12 protein-coding genes are annotated in these 21811 nt (G+C 45.4%); 11 read left to right on the top strand and 1 reads right to left on the bottom strand.

Annotation, left to right across the window (positions count from 1 at the left end; genetic code table 11):
* Nucleotides 1-67: 67 nt before the first annotated feature.
* Nucleotides 68-1201 carry a succinylglutamate desuccinylase/aspartoacylase family protein gene (locus tag QUB11_RS25575; protein WP_333200140.1) on the bottom strand — a complete coding sequence of 378 codons (1134 nt, stop codon included), beginning with the start codon at nt 1199-1201 and terminating at the stop codon, nt 68-70.
* Nucleotides 1202-1501: 300 nt separating this feature from the next.
* On the opposite strand from QUB11_RS25575, the gene QUB11_RS25570 reads away from it, so the two are divergent.
* The 11 genes from QUB11_RS25570 (at nt 1502) to QUB11_RS25520 (ending at nt 21632) form a co-directional block, all read left to right on the top strand.
* Complete coding sequence (locus QUB11_RS25570) at nt 1502-4240, top strand: DEAD/DEAH box helicase (protein ID WP_333391998.1); 2739 nt, start codon at nt 1502-1504, stop codon at nt 4238-4240.
* A 426-nt stretch (nt 4241-4666) separates the two neighbouring features.
* Complete coding sequence (locus QUB11_RS25565; RefSeq protein ID WP_445300864.1) at nt 4667-7408, top strand: family 10 glycosylhydrolase; 2742 nt, start codon at nt 4667-4669, stop codon at nt 7406-7408.
* Nucleotides 7409-7820: 412 nt separating this feature from the next.
* Entirely contained in the window at nt 7821-8096 is a 276-nt protein-coding gene (locus QUB11_RS25560) for a hypothetical protein (protein ID WP_333391995.1), read from the top strand.
* A 115-nt stretch (nt 8097-8211) separates the two neighbouring features.
* Entirely contained in the window at nt 8212-12156 is a 3945-nt protein-coding gene (locus QUB11_RS25555) for a PAS domain S-box protein (RefSeq protein WP_333391994.1), read from the top strand.
* A gap of 7 nt (nt 12157-12163) precedes the next feature.
* A complete protein-coding gene (locus QUB11_RS25550) occupies nt 12164-13588 on the top strand; it encodes a response regulator (RefSeq protein WP_333200127.1) in 1425 nt (474 codons plus the stop codon).
* A gap of 354 nt (nt 13589-13942) precedes the next feature.
* Entirely contained in the window at nt 13943-14338 is a 396-nt protein-coding gene (locus tag QUB11_RS25545; RefSeq protein ID WP_333391992.1) for a response regulator, read from the top strand.
* The gene (locus tag QUB11_RS25540; RefSeq protein WP_333391990.1) at nt 14335-16905 is read left to right on the top strand and encodes a response regulator; all 2571 of its coding nucleotides are present in this window, start codon (nt 14335-14337) and stop codon (nt 16903-16905) included. Before QUB11_RS25545 ends, QUB11_RS25540 begins: the two co-directional genes overlap by 4 nt.
* Nucleotides 16880-18538, top strand: a complete 1659-nt coding sequence (locus QUB11_RS25535; protein WP_333257596.1) for an adenylate/guanylate cyclase domain-containing protein — start codon at nt 16880-16882, stop codon at nt 18536-18538. The genes QUB11_RS25540 and QUB11_RS25535 overlap by 26 nt, the downstream gene beginning before the upstream one ends.
* 213 nt (nt 18539-18751) lie before the next feature.
* Nucleotides 18752-19267 (top strand): DUF1499 domain-containing protein, encoded by a 516-nt coding sequence (locus QUB11_RS25530; RefSeq protein ID WP_333391989.1) that lies wholly within the window; start codon nt 18752-18754, stop codon nt 19265-19267.
* Nucleotides 19268-19657: 390 nt separating this feature from the next.
* On the top strand, nt 19658-20518 hold the full coding sequence (locus QUB11_RS25525) for a DUF2382 domain-containing protein (protein WP_333391986.1): 861 nt from the start codon (nt 19658-19660) through the stop codon (nt 20516-20518).
* A gap of 220 nt (nt 20519-20738) precedes the next feature.
* The gene (locus tag QUB11_RS25520) at nt 20739-21632 is read left to right on the top strand and encodes a DUF2382 domain-containing protein (protein WP_333391984.1); all 894 of its coding nucleotides are present in this window, start codon (nt 20739-20741) and stop codon (nt 21630-21632) included.
* Nucleotides 21633-21811: the final 179 nt, after the last annotated feature.

Raw genomic sequence — 21811 nt, 5'->3', positions numbered from 1 at the left:
TATGGTTCGACTACCAATAGGTTTTCAGAAACCCGCTTTCTTGAAGAAACCGAGTTTCTTGGTCTTCTCAATCTGCCATCACAGACAACACATACTCTCCTTGATTTACTGACTGATTGGTCGAAACATCAAAAATGAAAACATCCGACTCAGCACAAACATCAACCAAACTCGGAAATTCCCCATTCTTATTAAAGCTGAGAATTTGATAAAGCCGATCGCCCTTTTTGACATAACTCCCCAATTGCACTCGATTTTGAATCATCCCGCCCGCTGGCGCGTAGTATTTTATCACCGAATTCTTGGGGGTGAAAATAACTTGATGATTCGCAGTTTCCGGGAGAGGAAATCCATCTATTTTCAATAAACCCTTACTTGCTAAGTAATTTTTGATGCCCCGCAAGCCATTCGCCACCGACTCGGGATTCATTTCCATCCCCGAACCTAATTCTAAAGTCCAAGCTTCCACATCAAATTCGATCGCACTTCCCAACTCTGCTAAAATCTTCTCCAAAGCCAGCCAGGGCTTGAGAAACGCCTCGTCAAAAGCATCGCCATCGTACTCGTTCATCAAGATAGCCCGATCGAGCAAAAAAGCTTTCGCACTCTCCTCGCGGGAATTAAAACAATAAAGGTAATCTAAACTTTGATTCGTAGAACTGTGCAAGTCCAGCACATAGTCAGCATCCAAACACAAAGATTGTAGCTGATATCGGTAAAGTTCGCTGTAGGGGCGGCAACTAGGAGCGTTAATTTTTGCCAACTCTTTCGCAAAACTCAAAGCAATCGCTTTTCTGTAATTAACTTTGACAGTATCGGCATCGAGATGGATGTGAGACTTAGTAAAGCCCAGAATATCTTCCTCTTGTTTTTCAAAATCCCAGAAAATCCGGTTCCAATTTACCCCATCATAAAGATTGTAGCGACCAGGGGAAAAATGGTGCGATCGCTGGCTGACACCCACAGGATTACAAACAGGAACTAGCCAAATTTCCCCGCTTAACTGGCTGCTGTCCAAAGACATTAAAAACTCAATTAATTGGTAAATCACAGCATTACCGCTAATCTCAGCGCCGTGCAGGTTAGATTGGAGATAAGCTTTTTTGCCGGGAATCGCACCTTGGAACTGATAGACTTGCAGTGAAAGCCGATCGCCCGAAGCAAGCTGCACCACAGGAATAGTCGAAATAACTGGAATCATAGAGAAGGAAGTTCGGCAACGGATTATGTAACGGATGTAACGGATGTCAGGAAGAGGGAAGAGGGAAGAGGGAAGAGGGAAGAGGGAAGAGGGAAGAGGGGAGAGGGAAGAAGGCAAAATTTTTTTCTTTCTTCTGCCAACTGCCAACTGCCAACTGCCAACTGCCAACTGCCAACTGCCAACAGACTTATTCCTTCATAGCCGATTTGCGGGCGTTGGTCTAAAATCAATACAGTCCTCTGCTGACTTGCTTTCAGCAAGATTTAAGCATACTTACCCTGCAACCTTATAATAATCCTTGTGCCAGACACTGCCCAGAACCGCCCAGAGCTGGATCTGAAGACAATATTTCCCTTCGAGCTAGATAACTTTCAGAGAGAGGCGATCGCCGCCCTCGATGCAGGTAAATCCGTTGTCGTGTGCGCTCCCACAGGCTCCGGGAAAACGTTAATCGGGGAATACGCCATCCATCAAGCACTCTCCAGAGGGCGGCGCGTCTTCTACACCACTCCTCTCAAAGCTTTGTCTAACCAAAAGCTGCGCGACTTCCGCAGTCAATTTGGAGACGACAACGTAGGTTTGCTGACGGGCGACATCTCCGTCAATCGAGATGCGCCGATTTTGGTGATGACTACCGAAATATTTCGGAATATGCTCTACGGTACGCCGATCGGAGCAGTCGGTGCTTCCCTTACCGGAGTCGAAACCGTGGTGCTCGACGAGTGTCACTACATGAACGATCGCCAGCGTGGTACCGTCTGGGAAGAATCCATCATCTACTGTTCGAGCGAAATTCAACTACTCGCCCTCTCAGCAACCGTTGCCAATAGCGACCAACTCACAGACTGGATTAACAAAGTCCACGGGCCCACAGAGCTCGTCTACTCAGACTTTCGGCCAGTACCGCTGCAATTCCACTTCGCCAACCAAAAAGGGATATTTCCCCTGCTAGACGACACCGGCAAAAGAGCTAATGTCCGGTTAGTCCCCAAAAAGAAGGGGCAAAAAGTAGAAAGAGGCAGCATCCCCACTCCGAGTTTGACCGATGTTTTGGCCCGGTTGGACGATCGAGATATGCTACCAGCAATTTACTTTATCTTCAGCCGTCGCGGGTGCGACCAAGCAGTCGCAGAAGTCGGCAATTTCTCCCTGGTTAACGAAGCCGAAACAGCCGAACTCAAACGCATCATTGACGATTTTTTACAGCGAAACCCAGAAGCAGAACGCTTCGGTCAAAAAGAAGCACTTTTAAAAGGGATCGCCGCCCACCACGCAGGCATTTTGCCCGCTTGGAAAGGTTTAGTAGAAGAACTTTTTGGCAGAGGTTTGATAAAAGTCGTATTTGCCACCGAAACCCTAGCAGCCGGGATTAATATGCCCGCCCGCACCACAGTCATTTCCACCCTGTCCAAGCGCACCGACAAGGGACACCGGCTGCTAAACGCTTCAGAATTCCTGCAAATGGCCGGTCGGGCGGGTCGGCGGGGCATGGACAAGCTGGGGCACGTGGTCGCTGTTCAGACGCGCTTTGAAGGCGCAAAAGAAGCCTCGTATTTGGCAACAGCCAAAGCCGACCCCCTCGCCAGTCAGTTTACGCCCAGCTACGGCATGGTGCTGAATTTGCTGCAAACTCACACTCTCGACGAAGCTCAAGAGTTGGTAGAGCGGAGTTTTGGTCAATACCTTTCTACCTTGTACTTGCAGCCGCAGCAAGAAGAATTAGACCGATTGCAAGCAGAATTGGCGGTGCTTGAACAGTCCCTGGCGGCCGGAGGAAATGTCTCCACCCTGGAAAAAGAGCTCGCCCATTACGAAAAATTGCAGGCAAGACTCAAAGAAGACAAACGTTTGCTCAAAATTCTCTTGCAGCAAGCTGAAGAAGCCAGATTTAAGGAGATGTCCGTAGCTGTGGCTTTTGCAGTGCTCGGCACGGTTCTGAGCCTCAAAGGTAAGCACGTTCCGACAGCCAAACGATCGCACACAACTCCTGTACCCGCCGTATTGGTTGCCAAAATCGCAGGTTCTGGCCAAGCACCAAATTTGGTGTGCTTGGGCAAAGATAACCGCTGGTATGTCGTCGCCATTAGCGATGTCGCTAGCCTGCACGCCGAATTACCCCGCTTGAGCGTTGCAGATACCTTGAACCCGCCGCCGGAAATGCCCCTGAGACTCGGCCAGTGCCGCTTGGGAACTGAAGAAACTGCTTCAATTGCTGCATCGATCCCACAATTGCCGACACCAGAACCCAGCCCAGAGGCGATCGAGCAACTGCAGAAAATCGCAGCCGTAGAAGCTAAGCTAGAAATTCACCCGGTTCTAGAATGGGGCAATCCCGGTACTTTGCTCAAACGCCAGCGCCGCCGAGAAGAATTGAAAAAAGAAGTTCGCAAAAGCGAACAAGACTTAGAAAAGCAGCGAGCTCGCTACTGGGAGCAATTTCTCAATTTAATCGACATCTTGCTGAATTTCGGCTGCTTGGAAAGAGTAGTTTCGGCAACTGGAAACCGAGATGACTCCTCCGACAGGTTAGTGCCCACAGTCTTGGGCCAAGCTTGCGCCGCCATTCGTGGCGATAATGAACTGTGGCTGGGTTTGTCCCTAATGTCTGCGGAGTTTGATGAACTCGACCCCCACCACCTCGCTGCTGCTTGCGCGGCTTTAGTTACAGAAGTTTCCAGGCCCGACAGTTGGACTCACTACTCGCTGTCGCCGGAAGTTTTGGCACCTTTGGACAATCTGCAAAAAGGCTTGCGTCGCCGATTGTTTCAAGTTCAGTACCGCCACGAAGCTGCGATCCCGATTTGGCTGGAACGGGATTTAGTGACTTTAGTCGAACAGTGGGCTCTGGGCGTGGAATGGCTGGAACTGATTAGCCATACGAGTTTGGATGAAGGGGATGTGGTGCGGATTTTGCGCCGGACTTTGGATTTCTTGTCTCAGATTCCTCATGTTCCTCATGTTTCGGATGCTTTGCGGAAAAATGCTTGTCGGGCGATGCAGTTAATCGATAGATTCCCGGTGAATGAAGCTGCAAGTTAGAAAAGTGTTGACTGTTGACTGTTGACTGTTGACAGTTGGCTGTGTGGCATCTAAATTGTATTTTTGGTTTTTCAACCCAAATGCACCCAGGTTTTAATCTAAAATCGTTTCCGGTTGCATCGGTATTGTTCAAATGCCCAAACAGTCAACAGTCAACAGTCAACAGTCAACAGTCATGAGGAATAGATCCCGATTTAAATCCAAAATCCAAAATCCAAAATCCAAAATCCAAAATCTAAAATCTAAAATCCAAAATCTAAAATCTAAAATCGCTCGATCGCACTTTTTCCTGATTCAGGTTGCAGGGCAGGATAGAAAATTATATGGTGCGGATTGATCGCTCGCTCTTAATTGTTATTGAATTTTTGCCTAGCGGCGTGGTGGGTATTTCTCGTATTTATGCAACAAATCAAAAAGCCTTATCAAATGCCTGATGCCTGCTCCCAGGCTCAAAGAATTCGCTTTTTCACTTTCTTGCAAAGAGTCTTAATTGGAACTCTAGCGAGTACATTACTCAATCTCTTCATCCTATTTCCCTCTCCGAGTTTCGCAGAAGTAGTTCTGGGCGTTGTTCGCAGTTCCGAGAATTCTCCCGACTGGGTAAAGATTACCACGCGCCTCTGGGAAAGCGGCATTGCTTACAAACCAATCAATCTCGAAGAAATCAAAAGTACGGCGGATTTAACAGGCGTTAACGTGCTGTTTTTGCCCAATATTGAAACTTTGAGTCCGACGCAAATTAAAGTTTTAGAAGCTTGGGCATCCCAGGGCGGCCGCTTGATTGCTTCGGGCCCCGTCGGTCGCAGTTCCCCGGCTTTGGTGCGCCAATCTTTGCGATCGCTCCTTGGGGCCTATTGGGCTTTTCCGTTAACCCAACCCGCGACCCCGCAACCGCGCAGCCGCTGTCGGGATCTGGCTTGCACTACTTCTAGCAGTTGGGTGCCACCAGAACAAAAAAATGCCTCAGTCCAAGGCGGTGTCTTGATTCCGGCTGATGCGAACAGTCAAACTATTGCTACTTGGAAAGATAGTTCCGGTTCCTCCGCAGCCATCGCCACGGATCGCGCTACCTATCTCGGCTGGCGCTGGGGTAGCGACGGTTCGGCAAATGTAGATAAGGCTTGGCTGCAAGCCTCGATCGCCCGCTGGGGAGGCACAATCGCTTCTGGGCCCTCCGCGCCGCCCAGTGCTGCCGCGACCCCACTGCCAACTCCCCCCTCAAGAGTCACTAGAAACACCCCTAGTTTGCCGCGTACTACCCCGCTGAGCCGACTTTCTCCCTCTGGCTCGCTTTCCGATCCTGTTCCTGCAACTTTTACAGACCCTTCTGATCAGTCGGCGCCGGCGGGTTTGGACGTGCAGCCAAATTCCAATAAGCCGATCGTCAGCATTGAAGCGTACTTGATGCGCCAAGAACTCACTAACCTCCTCGGCAGGTTTGAAAGCGCCCTGACAGCATCTAATTCAGCCAATACCGCCATCAATCTCAATGCTGCTACCTCCCCTCAACTGGTGGCGGCAGAACAGGGCGGAGGCGGGCAGGCAACCAGCCGCCCCCCTGTTCTGCAAGCGATCAGGGGGCGGGCGATCGCCCAAGCGCGGCAGGTTTTGCAAACTTTCGACCAACTCCTGCAAGAGCAAAACTACGCGGAGGCGAGATCGCAGTGGGTGGAAGCGCGGCAGTTGCTGTGGGAAAATTACCCGAAGGAAGGACAGCGCGTTGGGGCGGAAATTCGCGCGGTTTGGCTCGATCGCGGGACGATCGTCGCAGCACGATCTGAACAGGGTTTGGCGGCAGTGTTCGATCGACTCGCCGCCGCCGGTATCAATACAGTTTTCTTTGAAACTTTGAATGCCGGATATACCATTTATCCCAGTCAAGTTGCACCGCAACAAAATCCCCTGACTGTTGGCTGGGACCCGCTGGCATCGGCAGTTAAATTAGCTCACGAGCGAGGCATGGAACTGCACGCTTGGGTTTGGGTTTTTGCCACAGGAAATAAGCGCCACAATACTTTAATTGGCCAGCCTAGTTCTTATCCAGGCCCGGTGCTTTCCGCCCATCCACAGTGGGCTAATATTGACAATAAAGGACGCACGCAAAATCCTAACGATGGTAAATTTTATCTCGATCCGGCGAACCCGGAAGCGCGGAATTATTTGCTACAAATTGTCAGCGAAATTGCCAATAACTACAAAGTAGATGGGGTGCAATTAGACTATATTCGCTATCCTTTTCAAGATGACAATGCGAATTTTACTTACGGTTACGGTATTGCGGCGAGGCAGCAATTTAGGCAGTTGACTGGTGCTGATCCGGTGAATATTTCCCCCAGGAACGGCAGTTTATGGCGGCAGTGGGTTGAGTTTAAAACTAATCAAATTAATAGTTTTGTAGCTGAAGTTTCTCAGCTTTTGCGCCAGAATTATCCGCGCACAATTCTGTCGGTGGCGGTGTTTCCACACCCGGAAAGTCAGCGGATTTACAAAATTCAGCAAAATTGGGAAGTTTGGGCTCGTCAGGGCATTGTAGATTTGATTGTGCCGATGACTTATGCTTTGGATACGAACCGACTTCAGCGCATCACCGAACCGCTGGTAAAGGAACAAATTCTGGGTTCGGCTTTGATTTCTCCCTCGGTTAAGTTGTTGACTCTCCCGGAAGTTGTGGCGATCGACCAAATTCAAGCTTTGCGCGATTTGCCGACTGGGGGCTATGCTATTTTTGCGGTGGAAAGTATCAGCAGCGGGATGCAGGGCTTTTTTAACCGCACTCAAGGCACCCCAGTGCGTTCCACTTCTGCTGCAGAGCCGATTCCTTACCGACAGCCGTTTGCGGCGGCGGCTTCGCGGTATACTGCTCTCAAGCAGGAATGGAGTTTTTTGTTGGCTAACAATCAGTTGCGGGTGTCGGAATCTGAACTGAAAGTTTTGCAAAGTCGAGCCGATGAATTGGCGCAAGCTTTGAGCAAGTTGGCGGCAAATCCTTCTAGAGAAAGTTTAGCAACTGCTAAAAGATTGTTGGGGAGTTTTCAATCTCAATTTCAATCTTCGATGCGCTTGCATTCTGCCGAAAATAGCTATCAAGTGCAAACTTGGCAAAATCGTTTGGAGAGTTTGGATATGCTTTTACGTTACGGCGAAAGGATGGAGTTGAATCGCAGGTAAATACAGATTTTTCGGGTGTGTGCTGCTGTGGATAGTGCGATCGTGCTAACATTTGGGCGATCGTACTCTAATTAAGTTAGTTCGCGCTCCACGGGTAATCCTCACCTTGTTTTTTTCACAGCAATACTTCGTTCGATCCCGCAGATGCAGTAGAAAACCCGGTGTTTGAGCCAAGCAGAAACCCGCTGTCTTGGGTCGGAGTGCGATCGCGAACTTTAAGTTTGTAAGTAGGTCATCGCCAAATAACCATAGTATCTTATCAGGGAGGGTTGAGTTAAGATCCACGATCGAAGCGAGTAGATGAGTCCTCTCACCCGCCCGAACCATGTAATGTTTATTTGCACCTACTTACTTAGTGAGGACGGAAGTCCTCAAAACTCTTAAACGTCGAACTCAAACAATTTGATAATGAGTGATATCGTTTCCCGTTGCATCGGATAAGAGTCAACCATTGAGTTTTTCGACACCAAGTCAACAGTCAACAGTCAACAGTCAACCATTGAGTTTTTCGACACCAAGTCAACAGTCAACACTCAACAGTCAACAGTCAACCATTGAGTTTTTCGACACCAAGTCAACAGTCAACAGTCAACAGTCAACAGTCAACAGTCAAGCATTGAGTTTTTCGACACCAAGTCAACAGTCAACAGTCAACAGTCAACAGTCAACAGTCAACAGTCATGTATGAGTGCAACCGGAAGTGATATGATTAACCGGGTTTGATATGACTCGCTGGTCTATCCCTCTAAGATTATAAAATCTACTAATTTCAACTGCCCATTTAAATTACTTTTAGGACGAAAATGTTTCCTAAACCCCTCAATCGTTTGGCTACAAAATTTATCGGCAAAGCTCCATTACAAACCGTGCTAGTGGTTCCTTTTTTAGTGCAAATTGTCGGCACGGTAGGAGTTGTAGGTTGGCTATCTTTCCAAAACGGTCAGCGGGCAGTCAACGATGTTGCCGCTCAGTTGCGGGGAGAAATTAGCGATCGCATCAAAGACCGCATGGAAAATTATATGTCAATTCCTCACATTGTCAATCACCTGAACGTTCAAGGCATAAAACTGGGGCAGTTGAACCTAGAACAAAAGCAAAAACTAGAACATCATTTCCTCGAACAAATTCAATATTTTGATTCTATCAGCATCATTTACACAGGCAAAGAAAATGGAGAACACTCTGGAGCAATCCGCACTAAAAATGGGATTTTGATATCGGCGGCTGACAGCTCTACTGGCAATAAGTTAGCTCGATATACTGCGGACTCTCAGGGAAACCGCGTTCAATTAGTGCAAATTTCACCCAATATTTACGACCCGCGAACTCGCCCTTGGTACATAGCTGCCGCTGCGGCAAAAAAACCTATTTGGACTCCAATTTATACGGATTTTTTGACGAGGGAACTGGCAATTACTGCAGCTTTGCCTATCTACGACGACGCTGGCCAATTGTTAGGAGTAGCTGGCAGCGATTTGCTCTTTTCCCGAATCAAAGAATTTCTGGTTAGCCTCAAAATTGGCAAATCAGGACAAACTTTTGTCATGGAGCGATCGGGGATGTTAATTGCTACTTCAACGGCGAGTCCAGAATTCGTGGTGGAAGGTAAAGAAACAAGGCGCATTAAAGCTTCAGAAAGCGAGAATCCGGTAATTCGCCAAACTGCACAACATTTAGATAAATTCTACGACAGCTTAACTAAAATCAATATTTCTCAACAACTTACTTTTGATATTGATGGCAAGCGAAATTTTATTCAGGTAGCTCCTTTTAAAGACGATCGAGGGTTGGATTGGCTGATTGTAGTAGTTGTACCAGAGTCTGACTTTATGGAGCAAATTAACCTCAACACGCGCACGACTTTTTTACTGTCGCTTGCAGCATTGATGGGGGCGACAATTCTGGGGATTCTTACTGCTAAATGGGTAGTTCAGCCGATTTTAAGATTGAATGCGGCGGCGAAAGCTTTGGCACGGAATGAATGGGATACAAAGCTCACTCTGAATCGCGAAGATGAACTCGGAGAACTTGCCACTGCTTTTAACAGTATGGCCGAGCAATTGCAGCATTCATTTACTTCTCTGTCGGAAAGCGAAAACCGAGTCCAACAATTTTTTAATGCCGTACCGCTAGGGATTTTTATTGCAGATTCCAAAGGTCAACCTTACTACATTAATCCTACCGGAGAGCAACTTTTATCTCAAGGAATTGTCCCAGCCGATTCCGAAAGTTTACGTCAATCCTACCGAGTTTATTTAGCGGGTACTCAGGAAATTTACCCGGCGGAACGCGACCCAATTTTAAATGCTTTGCAGGGTAAAAGTGTAACTGTTGATGACATTGAAATCTCCTCGACTGACAAAACTGTTCCCCTGCAAGTTTGGGGAACTCCTATTTATGACGCTCAAGGAAATATTATCTACGGGATGTGCGCTTTTCAAGATATTACAGAACGCAAACTAGCGGAGAAATTATTAAAGGAATACAACGACAATTTAGCAGTGCAAGTTGCAGAACGTACCGCCGATCTTGCCAAGGCAAAAGAAAAGTTTTCTAAAGCTTTCCGTTTAAGTCCTAATGCAATTACCCTGACTCGAATCAGCGATGGTCGCCACATAGAAGCCAATGAGAGCTTTTGTCGGATGATGGGGTACAGTCACGAAGAAATTATTGGAAAAACAGCGGTAGAGCTAAATTTTTGGGCGAGTTTGGGAGAGCGCGATCGCATGATTCAAATGTTAAAAAATAAGACTGCTCTTCACAATTATGAGCTGAGGTTTCGCAATAAAAATGGTACAGAAAGAACGGCACTGCTGTCGATAGAAACCATTGATATTGACGGAGAAGCTTGTTTTTTGTCGATTTCTAGCGATATTACCGAGCGCCAAAAAGCAGAAACTGCCCTCCGGGAAGCAGAAGAAAAGTACCGCAACATTTATGAAAATGCTTTGAATGGAATTTTTCAAACTGCTATTGACGGGAAATACATCAGCGCTAACCCCGCTTTAGCTAACATCTATGGTTACGACTCGCCTGCAGATTTAATAGCAGCACAGCCGAATTTCAATAACCAGCTTTACGTGAAACCCAACCGCCGCGACGAATTTGCAGCGCTGATGAACGAGTACGGGATACTATCAAACTTTGAATCGGAAATTTACCGCAAAGATGGCAGCATAATCTGGATTTCGGAAAATTGTCGCGCTGCTTGCGATGAAGCAGGAAATCTACTTTACTACGAAGGTTTTATTAAAGATATTACTGATAACAAACAAGCGGAAATCAAACTGCAGCAGGCGAAAGAAGCGGCCGAAGCAGCCAACAAAGCGAAGAGTACCTTTCTCGCCAATATGAGCCACGAATTGCGATCGCCCCTGAACGCGGTCATCGGCTTTGCTCAAGTCATGATCCGCAGTAAAACTTTGTCTCATGAACATCAAGAAGATGTCGGAATTATCCTGCGGAGTGGCGAACATTTACTGGCTTTGATTAACCAAGTTTTAGACTTGTCAAAAATCGAAGCCGGACGCACGACGATTAATGAAAAAAGCTTCAATTTGTACCAACTAATCGACGATTTAGAAGATATGTTTGCGCTCAAAGCTGAGCAAAAAGGTTTGCAATTAATCTTCGACAGAGACGCAGAAGTTCCCAATTACATTTGTACGGATGAAGTTAAATTGCGGCAAGTGTTAATTAATTTGCTCAATAATGCAATTAAATTTACTTCAGAAGGGGGAGTGTCGATGCAAGTCAAAGGAGGAAGGCGGAATATACATAAAAACAGCACTGACCAATTGCCCGGCCGCTACTGGCTGCATTTTGAAGTTCAAGATACTGGTGGAGGCATTGCTGCTGAGGAAATCCATCAGTTGTTTGAAGCATTCGTGCAGACGAAAACAGGTAAAGATTCTCAGGAAGGAACTGGTTTAGGTTTAGCTATTAGCCGCCAGTTCGTGCAATTAATGGGAGGTGAAATTACTGTTAGCAGCGAGATCGGAAAGGGTGCAGTATTTCAGTTTGACATCCAAGTTCATCTGGTTGAAGCTAGTGATATTGAAAGCAAAAAAACTCAACCTCGAGTTGTTGCCCTGGAACCGAATCAGCCGAGTTATCGCTTGCTAATTGTGGACGACAAACCTTTGAACCGCCAACTGTTGGTAAAACTCCTGAGTCCACTCGGATTTGAGTTGAGAGAAGCGAGTAACGGTAAAGAAGCGGTTGATATTTTTATGGAGTGGGAACCGCATCTGATTTGGATGGACATGAGAATGCCTGTCATGGACGGCTATGAGGCAACGAAACAGATTAAAACTACAACTGGCGGGCAAGCAACGGCGATTGTGGCCCTAACTGCTAGCGTTTTGGAGGAAGAACGGGCGGTGATTCTTTCGGCGGGTTGCGATGATTTTATGCGGAAACCGTTCCGAGAGGAGGATATCTTTGTGGCAATGGGAAAACATTTAGGAGTACGCTATATTTATGAAGATCCAACAGCAGTCAGTGGCGCAGGTTTAGGGGAGCCAAGTCAGGATGTGCTGACACCGGAGGCTTTCGCCTCTCTTTCTCCAGACTGGATGGCCCAATTCAAGCAAAGTATTTTGAGTGTGGACATGGAGGCGATCGCGACTTCGATCGCACAAATCGGCACTGTCAATCCCTCTCTTGCGGCCAAGCTTCAAGATTGCATTAATAATTTTGAATATGACAGAATTTTGAACATAATCGAGTTCAGCGAGAAACAGTAAATACCCGATGACTTCAACTTTACCTAAAACCAATCGAGCTAATATTTTAGTAGTGGACGATACCCCAGAAAACCTGCGGCTGCTGACAGGAATTTTGAGCGAAAAAGGCTATCAAGTTCGCCCGGTACCCAATGGCAAGCTAGCATTGTCTGCAGCTCAAAAAATACCCCCGGATCTAGTGCTGCTGGATATTATGATGCCGGAAATGGACGGCTATCAAGTTTGCCAGCAACTCAAAGCTTCTGAAATAACCAAAGACATTCCTGTTATTTTTATTAGTGCGATCAATGACGTGCTGGATAAAGTTAAAGCTTTTGCAGTTGGCGGAGTTGACTTTATTACTAAACCGTTTCAGGTTGAAGAAGTTTTAGCCCGGATAGAAACTCATTTAAAAATTTGCTCACTGCAACAAACTTTGCAAGAGAAAAATCAAGATTTAGCAACGGCGCTTCACCAACTGCAAGCCACCCAAGAGCATTTGATTCAATCGGAAAAAATGGCAGCCCTGGGACAACTGATTGCCGGCCTTGCCCACGAAATCAATACCCCCCTAGGCATTATAGGTTCCTCTATTAATAATATAGCTAATTTTTCTGACGAGTTTTTAGAAAAATTTCCGGAAATTTATCAACAACTTTCTGAGGAAAGCAAAGCTTATTTTTTAGCTTTACTCTACAGAGCCACCCATCAAGAAGTTTTATTCACAAGCAGAGAAAAGCGCAAATTTAAGCAGCAGTTGACGGCGGATTTGAGTGCAGAATCTGTTGAAAACGCCGAGGAAATTGCGGATACTTTAGTTGACATGGAAATCTACGAAAAAATAGAAGAGTTTTTGCCGCTTTTCAAATCGCCGGATTGGGAAGTAGTTTTAAATAGTGCTTACCAGTTTGCGAGCTTTAAAAAAAGTATTAGCCTGATCCAAAGAGCAACAGCGAAGTCGGGAAAAGTAGTATTTGCCTTAAAAACCTACGCTCATTTTGATAGCAAACCAGAAAAAGTCCAGGCGAACTTGCACGATGGCATTGAAACGGTGTTAACGCTTTATCAAAATCAACTGAAACACGGTATAGAAGTCGTTAAAAATTATGGAGATTTACCCCAAATTATGTGCTATCCCGATGATTTAAATCAAGTTTGGACTAATCTCGTTCATAATGCCCTGCAAGCAATGGATTATAAAGGTATTTTGACAATTGAAACTCGGCAGCAAGAGGAAAATATTTTCCTCAAGTTTACTGATAACGGTAAAGGTATTCCCTCAGAAGTTATTCCCAAAATTTTTCAGCCCTTTTTTACGACTAAATCTGCGGGCGAAGGTAGCGGTTTGGGATTGGATATTGTAAGAAAAATTGTGGAAAAACACCAAGGCACAATTGCTGTAGATTCTGTACCGGGGCAGACAACTTTTACAGTCTCGCTGCCAATTTATTAAACAAAACTTACCTGCAGGAGGCTGATTCCCTCTGACGGAAAGCATCCAGGATGCAAGCCCCCGGATTCATCCGTCCAGAAATAAAAAACCTGTATCCGATAAACAAACGCCCGAATTTATCTCGCGCAAGTCAATGCTTCAATTCTTTAATCTAAAATCTAAAATCTAAAATCGATTGACACTCGTCGCTGTCTCGCTGACAAATACAAGATTTATTACGAGAAACTGGGTTGATCTTCCGAAGTCCTATTAAAATAAGATAGGGAACAGATATCCTGCATCCTTGCCCGAAATCAATAACGTAAAAGCACGCTATGTCGGTAAACCTACTAAAATTCAAGCAGAGAGGAAAAGATGAATAAGCCTGTAATTCTTTGCGTTGACGATGAACCCGATATCTTGAATACTCTCAAGATGCAGCTAAAAAATGAATTTAAAAATGATTACTTTTATGAATTAGCTGAAAGTGGTGATGAAGCTTTAGATTTACTTGAGAATTTTCAAGAAGAAGAAGATCAAGTGATTGTAGTTGTTTCTGATTGGCTGATGCCGGGAATTAAAGGTGACGAACTTTTAATTAAAGTTCACCAAAAATATCCTAAAATTATTAAGGTGATGTTGACGGGTCAAGCGGATGCTGCGGCAGTTCAGCGGGCAGTAGAAGAAGCAGATTTATACTGTTGTTTGTACAAACCCTGGCAAAGCAAAGACTTAATAGAGACTATAAAATCGGGGCTGGCTAATTTATGAAAAAACCTGTGATTGTTTGTATTGATGATGAACCTGACGTTTTGAACAGTTTAAAGATTGAACTGAAAAAGGCGATCGGCGATCGGTGTATAATTGAAACCGCTGAAGGGGGGGCTGATGCTTTAGAGTTGCTGGCCGATTTGCAGGCCGATGAATACGAGATTGCTTTGGTGCTTTCCGATTATATTATGCCGGATATTAAAGGGGATGAACTGCTCAGAAAAATTCACGAAAGCTCGCCGGAGACGCTGACCATTATGCTAACGGGGCAAGCTGATTTGGAAGCCCTGAGCAATGCTATCAAGTATGCTAAATTGTACCGTTATATCCCTAAACCTTGGCAAAATGAAGACTTAAAATTAACGGTAGTGGAAGCAGTTCACAGTTATTTGCAAGATCAAAAGTTAACAGATGAAATTCATAAGCGCCAAGAAGTAAACGAGGAGTTAAAGCTAGCAAATGAGGCGCTGTCTGCGAGTGAAAGCCGCCTGAGTCAATTTTTAGAAGCTTTGCCAGTGGGGGTATCTGTTTATCATCCCGACGGCTCGATCGCCTATTTCAACCAGACAGCGCGGGATTTGCTGGGTGCAGACATTATCCCGGAAAGCACTGCGGAACAATTAGCTGCTACTTATCAACTTTATGTTGCCAATACTGATGAGCTTTACCCGCCGGATAATCTGCCAATTTTGCGTGCACTGAAAGGAGAATTTGTCAAGGTTGATGATGTAGAAATCCGTCAAGATGGCAAAAGAATTGCGATCGAGATCAATACCACGCCGATTTTTGACGCTAGCGGAAATATTGTTTATGCGATCGCAGCTTTTCAAGATATTAGCGATCGCAAACAAGCCGAAAAAATACTAGCAGATTACCACCACACCTTAGAAGCCCAAATTGACGAACGCACAGAACAACTGCAACAAGCCGCATTAGCTGCTGAAGCAGCAAACAAAGCTAAAAGCACGTTTCTGGCCAATATGAGCCACGAGTTACGCACCCCTCTCAATTCCATACTCGGGTTCGCGCAAATCATGGAACCCAGCCCGAATCTTACTGTCGAAAACCGAGAAAATATGAGAATTATTCGCCGTAGTGGCGAACACTTGCTTAGCTTGATCAATGAAGTCTTAGACTTGTCAAAAATCGAAGCGGGGCAGATGACGCTCGACCCGAAAAATTTCGACCTCTACCGCTTGCTTGACGATTTGCAAGATATGTTTCAACTGCGGGTAGAGAATCAAGAATTGCAGTTGCGTTTCCAGCGCGATGCTGACGTTCCCCAGTACGTGCGAACCGATGATATTAAACTGCGGCAAGTGCTGATTAATCTTCTGAGTAATGCGATTAAGTTTACGCAAAGAGGCGAAATAATCTTAAGAGTTATAAAGTTAGAAAAATCGGGATTTCTGGATTTATTGGAGAGTCCCACAGCTTGCTTTGATACCACAAGAAGCATTCGGGATTTTTCGAGAAGTAGCAGTAATTCTGCAACCGTTGAATGGAGGGATGAGACGGAGGATTTAACTGTGCCAGGTTTTTTCCTTCTCTTTGAAATTGAAGATACAGGAGTGGGCATTGCTTCGGAAGAATTGGGCAATATTTTTAAGGCATTTGTGCAAACCGCTTCCGGTCAAAAGATTCAGAAAGGCACGGGCTTAGGATTGAATATCAGCCGTCAATTTGTCCGCCTGATGGGAGGAGAAATTGTCGTAGAAAGTCAACTGGAACTCGGCACCACTTTTAAATTTGAAATTCCCGTCGGTGCGGTTTATGCTGCTGATCTTCCCGCTCCGCAACTTAACCGCGAAGTTACTGGGTTGAAACCCAATCAACCGTGCTACCGGATTTTAATTGTGGACGATCGCGAAGACAACCGCCAACTTTTAGTCAAAATGCTTTCTCCTTTAGGTTTTGGGGTGGAACAAGCCACCAACGGCCAGGAAGCAATAGAAATGTGGGAAAATTGGCATCCGCACTTAATTTTGATGGATGTGCGAATGCCAGTAATGGACGGCTACGAAGCTACTAAACAAATTAAGGCTAGAATCAAGCAGAGAGAGGAAGAGCAGCAAGGAAAGGGGGAAAGGAATATTTCCCATCCCGACTCCCCGATTCCAAAGATTATTGCTTTGACAGCTAGTACAATTGAAGGGAGGCAAGCGTTTGCTTTATTGGTCGGCTGCGACGATTTTATTAGCAAACCTTTCCGCAAAACAGATATATTTGATACCCTCACCAAACATTTGGGGGTGAAGTATCTCTATTCTAACTCAACGGACTTTATCTCAATAGGCGATCGAAATAATTTATCAGACTCCCTCCCTAATGCTGCGCTTGCTTATTTAGCTACACTTCCTGCAGAATGGATAGACAACATGAAGCAGGTAATCCGCAGTGCTGATTTTGACTTAATTGTCAGGACAATCGACGAAATAAGGGAGCCTCATCCTGAATTGGCGGAAATCCTCCAGGGTCATCTCGATAATTTTGATTACCAGAAAATTCTCAATTTAATTGCCGAGGCGGAGGACTCAGATAATGCAGATGAAGGCGGAACAAACTGAAAACTATCAAGCGGATATTTTAGTAGTTGACGATACGCCAGATAATCTGCGTTTGTTGATTAGAATATTGCAAAAAAATGGCTATAAAGTTCGACCTGTTACTAATGGTTTTTCGGCTTTAGATGCTATTCAATCGAGCGCACCAGATTTGATTTTACTCGATATTATGATGCCGGATATTGACGGCTACCAACTATGTAAAAAATTAAAATCACAATCGGAATTTAGGGAAATTCCCATCATTTTTCTCAGCGCGCTAGAAGAAGGAATAAATAAAGCAAAAGCTTTTGAAGTGGGCGGAGCGGATTATATCACCAAACCTTTTCAGGTGAAAGAAGTATTGGCGCGAGTGAGCAATCAACTTACTGTGCGTTCATTGCAAATGCAATTGCAAGAAAAAAATCAAAAGTTGACAGATCAAAATATCCAGTTGCACCAGGAAATAGCTGAGCGCCGCCAGGTGGAAATGGAAACGAGATTGCTGCTGCAGGCAACTCAAGCTATTAGCAAATCTGAGGATTTTGAGTCTGCTATAGATGTGATTTTAGGTTTAATTTGCCAAACAATTGAATGGAATCTGGGCGAAGCTTGGATTCCTTGCAGTGAGGGCGTTTTAAAAAGCGCGACAGGCAGGTACGTCAGCGACTCCAGTTTTGCCCAATTCCGACAGACAAGTTGGCAGTTAACTTTTGCTCCCGGTGTGGGACTCCAGGGGAGGATTTGGCAGTCGCAGCAGTCTGAATGGATCGAGGATGTTTCTACTGCACCGGAACAAGTTTTTTTACGGTCGGAAATTGCGGCCGCTGTGGGATTGAAAGCGGCTTTTGGGGTGCCAATTTTGGCGGACAATCAAGTGTTAGCTATTTTGATTTTTTATCGCGAAAAAGTTCTGAAAGGTCAACCGCGCTTGTTGGAATTAGTGAGTGCGGTTGCTACGCAGCTAGGTTCGCTAATTCAGCGGAAACAAGCTGAGGCAGCACTGAAATTGCAGCAAGAGCAAACAGAGAAATTGCTGCTGAATATTTTACCGAAACCTATTGCCGATCGCTTGCAAAAAGAGCAAAAGTTGATAGCGGACCATTTTGATGAGGTGAGCGTCTTGTTTGCTGATTTGGTGGGTTTTACAGAGTTCTCGGCTCACAAAAGTCCGACGCAGTTGGTAGAAATTTTGAACGGGATTTTCTCGGAGTTCGATAGGTTGTCTGAATTGCACGGGTTGGAAAAGATTAAGACGATTGGGGATGCTTACATGGTGGTTGGGGGTTTGCCGACGCCGCGGGAGGATCATTCTGAGGCGATCGCACTTTTGGCTTTGGAGATGCAGGCAGCTTTGGGGAGGTTTAATGCCAAAATGGGAGAAAATTTTCAATTGAGGCTCGGAATTCACAGCGGTTCGGTGGTGGCTGGAATTATTGGGATTAGTAAATTTAGCTATGATTTGTGGGGGGATACTGTTAATGTTGCTTCACGCATGGAGTCGAATGGATTGCCTGGTAAAATTCAAGTTACGGCGGCGACTTACGAGCGTTTGAAAGAGCAGTTTGTTTTGGAAGAACGGGGTCATATCCCGGTTAAAGGTAAAGGAAGAATGCTGACTTACTGGTTAATTGAAGAACAAAAAAAATCTTTTTAAATTTTAGAGGTCAATTTCAATTAATATGAAAAAGAGACCAAATCTGGGTTTGCCATCCCCTTTATGATTTGGCGGTTGAAACCGCTACTATACAAACGAAGTCTGCCTAAGCGCTGACGCGCAGGCTTCGCCCACGCAGACTAAGAAATAAAGGGGGTATTTAAGCCGGATTTGGTATTATATCCAACTTGCACTTTCAGGAGGGCTAATCCTTTGCAAACAGTTGAAACAAAATCGCCGACAGCGTTGAAAAGAGTCCTAGTTATTTTAATATCACTGCTAGCAGTAGCGGTACTGTCGATCGCTACTTTTATCGCTATACCCGGAGAAAAAACAATGTTTGCTGGAACCAGACCTGCCAATATCGGGATTCAGTCAGGAAAACTCACAGCGTGCCCGAGTTCCCCCAACTGCGTCAGCAGCTTCAGTCAAGATGCCGAACACAAAATTGATCCTTTGGCTTACACTTCGTCGGCTGCTGAAGCGATGGCCAAGCTCAAAGGGGCGATCGAGTCCTATGGCAAAACTAAAATTATCACGGCAACTGATAATTACCTCTATGCCGAGTTCACCAGTGCTTTGATGGGGTTTGTTGATGACGTTGAATTTTTGGTAGATGATGCAGCAAAAGTCATCCACGTGCGATCGGCTTCGCGTCTGGGACAGTCGGATTTGGGAGTTAACCGCAGTCGGATAGAAGCTATCAGAACTCAATTCAATCAACTCTGAACTTAAAATTTCTAGCTTTCGGGAAGCCCCTCTCCTGCAATATGAGGGGCTTTGATTGGTGTTTATTACTATATAATGATGATTTTTTACCATCTCGTTAACAATTATTAACAGTAGACACAGAACAAAGGAGTGTCCAGCAGGGGGAGTAGGACACCGCAATGCCGTGTTCCTACGGTTGGCTTTGAGTTTTAATAGTTGTTATAAGGTTGACGATTGTATAGTTTTACAATCTTTAAAATAGCTGAGCGCGCTAGCACAGAAGCAGAGATGCCGTAGTATTCCTCTAGGATTAAACAACCTAAATTATACACTTCTGACTTTAGGGAGAGGGAACTGAACGAATTAATTTCTACTATTAATTTAAGTAGAGCAAAGAGGAAAAAACACATGGCACTTCAAAAATTAGCAGACTTTTATCCTAATTATCAGGAAGAAATCTTTGCTGGAGACGACATCAAGGGATTTGATGTTTATGCTGGCGACTCGGATGAAAAAGTAGGCACGGTTTATGACGCTTTGGTTGATGACACAGGTCGTTTCCGCTATCTGGTAATTGATACCGGTATTTGGATTTTTGGCAAAAAAGTATTGTTGCCAATCGGTTCGGCTCGCTTCGACTACGGAGCCCATCGGGTCTACGCAACAGGCCTTCGCAGCAAAGCTCAAGCAGAACAATTGCCGGCTTACAATGAATTAGAATCAATAGATTACGATCGCGAAGAACAGGTAAGAGGCGTTTACCGCAATCAAGAAACTGCCGCTGCAAGCACTGCAACTCCTGCTAGCTACGATCGCAGCAGCTACAGCTACGATATCGATCGCCCCCTCTACGAAACCAACGAACAGCAGCACCAAAATCTCAAGCTTTATGAAGAACGCTTGATTGCCAACAAAAACCGCGCAAAAACAGGCGAAGTAGCAGTTGGCAAGCGCGTGGAAACTGAAACAGCGCGAGCTTCAGTACCCATTGAAAAAGAACGAGTCGTAATCGATCGAGTAACGCCGGTAGAAGCGGGTCGAGTAGTTTCAGTCGGTGAGGCTGACTTCCAATCAGGGGAAGTTGCACGCATGGAAGTCTACGAAGAAACGGCCGACATTCACAAGGAAGCTTTCGTCCGCGAAGAAGTCAACGTCAGAAAAGAAGTTGTTCGCAGCACGGTTGAGGGCGAAGAAACCTTGCGTCGTGAAGAATTAGACGTTAAGACTGAGGGAACTGCGGTTGTAGATAATAAAAATCCAAAGATCTAAACCAACCGCAACAGGTATTGCAGAGGAATTGCGCCTTAATGACATAATTCTGTCACCGCGCAGGTTTGATTGGATTGGTGGCGATCGCGCAATTCCTATGTGAGGGGCGGGGGGGTACAAAACTTGTCGAGTTTTGGCAACGTTTATGCACTTTCCCCGCCTTTACCAATTTCCCCTTACCAATTCATAATAAAAATCCCTAAGCAGGAAAGTTTAAAAAATGAACGGTCAAGCATCAGCAGAAAAGATAGCAACTGCCAAATCAATAACCCGTCTCAACCGGGTGCCTGAAAAGGTCAGAACTAAGCTAAAAAGTTTTACCGTCAAAGACAACCAAGGTCACTTGGTAGGCAAAGTTAAAGATGTATATTTTGATGCTAACGGTCAGTTAAACTTTGTGGTGGCTGGGCTAGGCAGCGAAAACGCACGCATTTTTTTATTAAGTGTTAAGCTGCTCAAAAAAGTCGATTATCACCAAAAAGCGCTGTTTGTAACTATTAATTCGGATCAAGTCGATCTGCTGCCAGTAGTTTCGGCAAATGGCGGGCATCCGTATTTAGAAAATGCCTCAGAACCGGATAGTGAATTTAGCAACAGTGAGTTAACAAATCCCTCAACAGTTATGTCAAATCTAACAGATGCCGATCGCACTGATGCAAATTTGGAGACAGATCAGGATGAGGAAAACTTGGATATTGTCGATCAAGAAGTAATTCGCCTGCTAGAAGAACGATTGGTGATCAATCGCAGCAAGCGCAAAGTCGGCGAAGTGATAGTGCGTAAAGAAATTGAAACTCGGATGGTACAAGTGCCTATCCAGTGGGAAAAGCTGATTGTCGAACAAGTCGGCGACGATCCGAAGGTGTTGGCAGAAATAGATTTAGGCGAGGGAAGCATCACCGGTATAGATTTGACTGAGATTAAGACCGATCGCGAAGAACCGACAGTGAAGGCTGAATTTACCTCTGTGCAGAAAGCTAGCAAAATCTTAAATTCGATCGCCTCTCAACCCCGTCACGGTTGCGTGAAAGTCCGCCTAGAGCTCGTTCTGGAAGACAAGCAACTTGAGGATACTTACCAAAAATGGATGACGGAACACAACTCAGAGAGTTAAAATATTCGTCCTTTTCCGTGTAGATTTTAGCTATTAGCGAGAAACTTCAATCTAACAGGGGACTGTGGCGAGTCGTGCTGGGGAGAAAGTTCACCGCCATCTACTAAGGATCGCGAATTAAATAACTTACAATTTTAATTGTTATTGTGGGATGGGCGTCCCGCCCGTCCAAAAAGGAC

The sequence above is a fragment of the Microcoleus sp. B6-A1 genome (genome assembly GCF_036705085.1).
GTDB lineage: Bacteria > Cyanobacteriota > Cyanobacteriia > Cyanobacteriales > Microcoleaceae > Microcoleus.
Note: the sequence above shows the minus strand (reverse complement) of the source record. Positions and strands in the feature narration are given on the sequence as shown.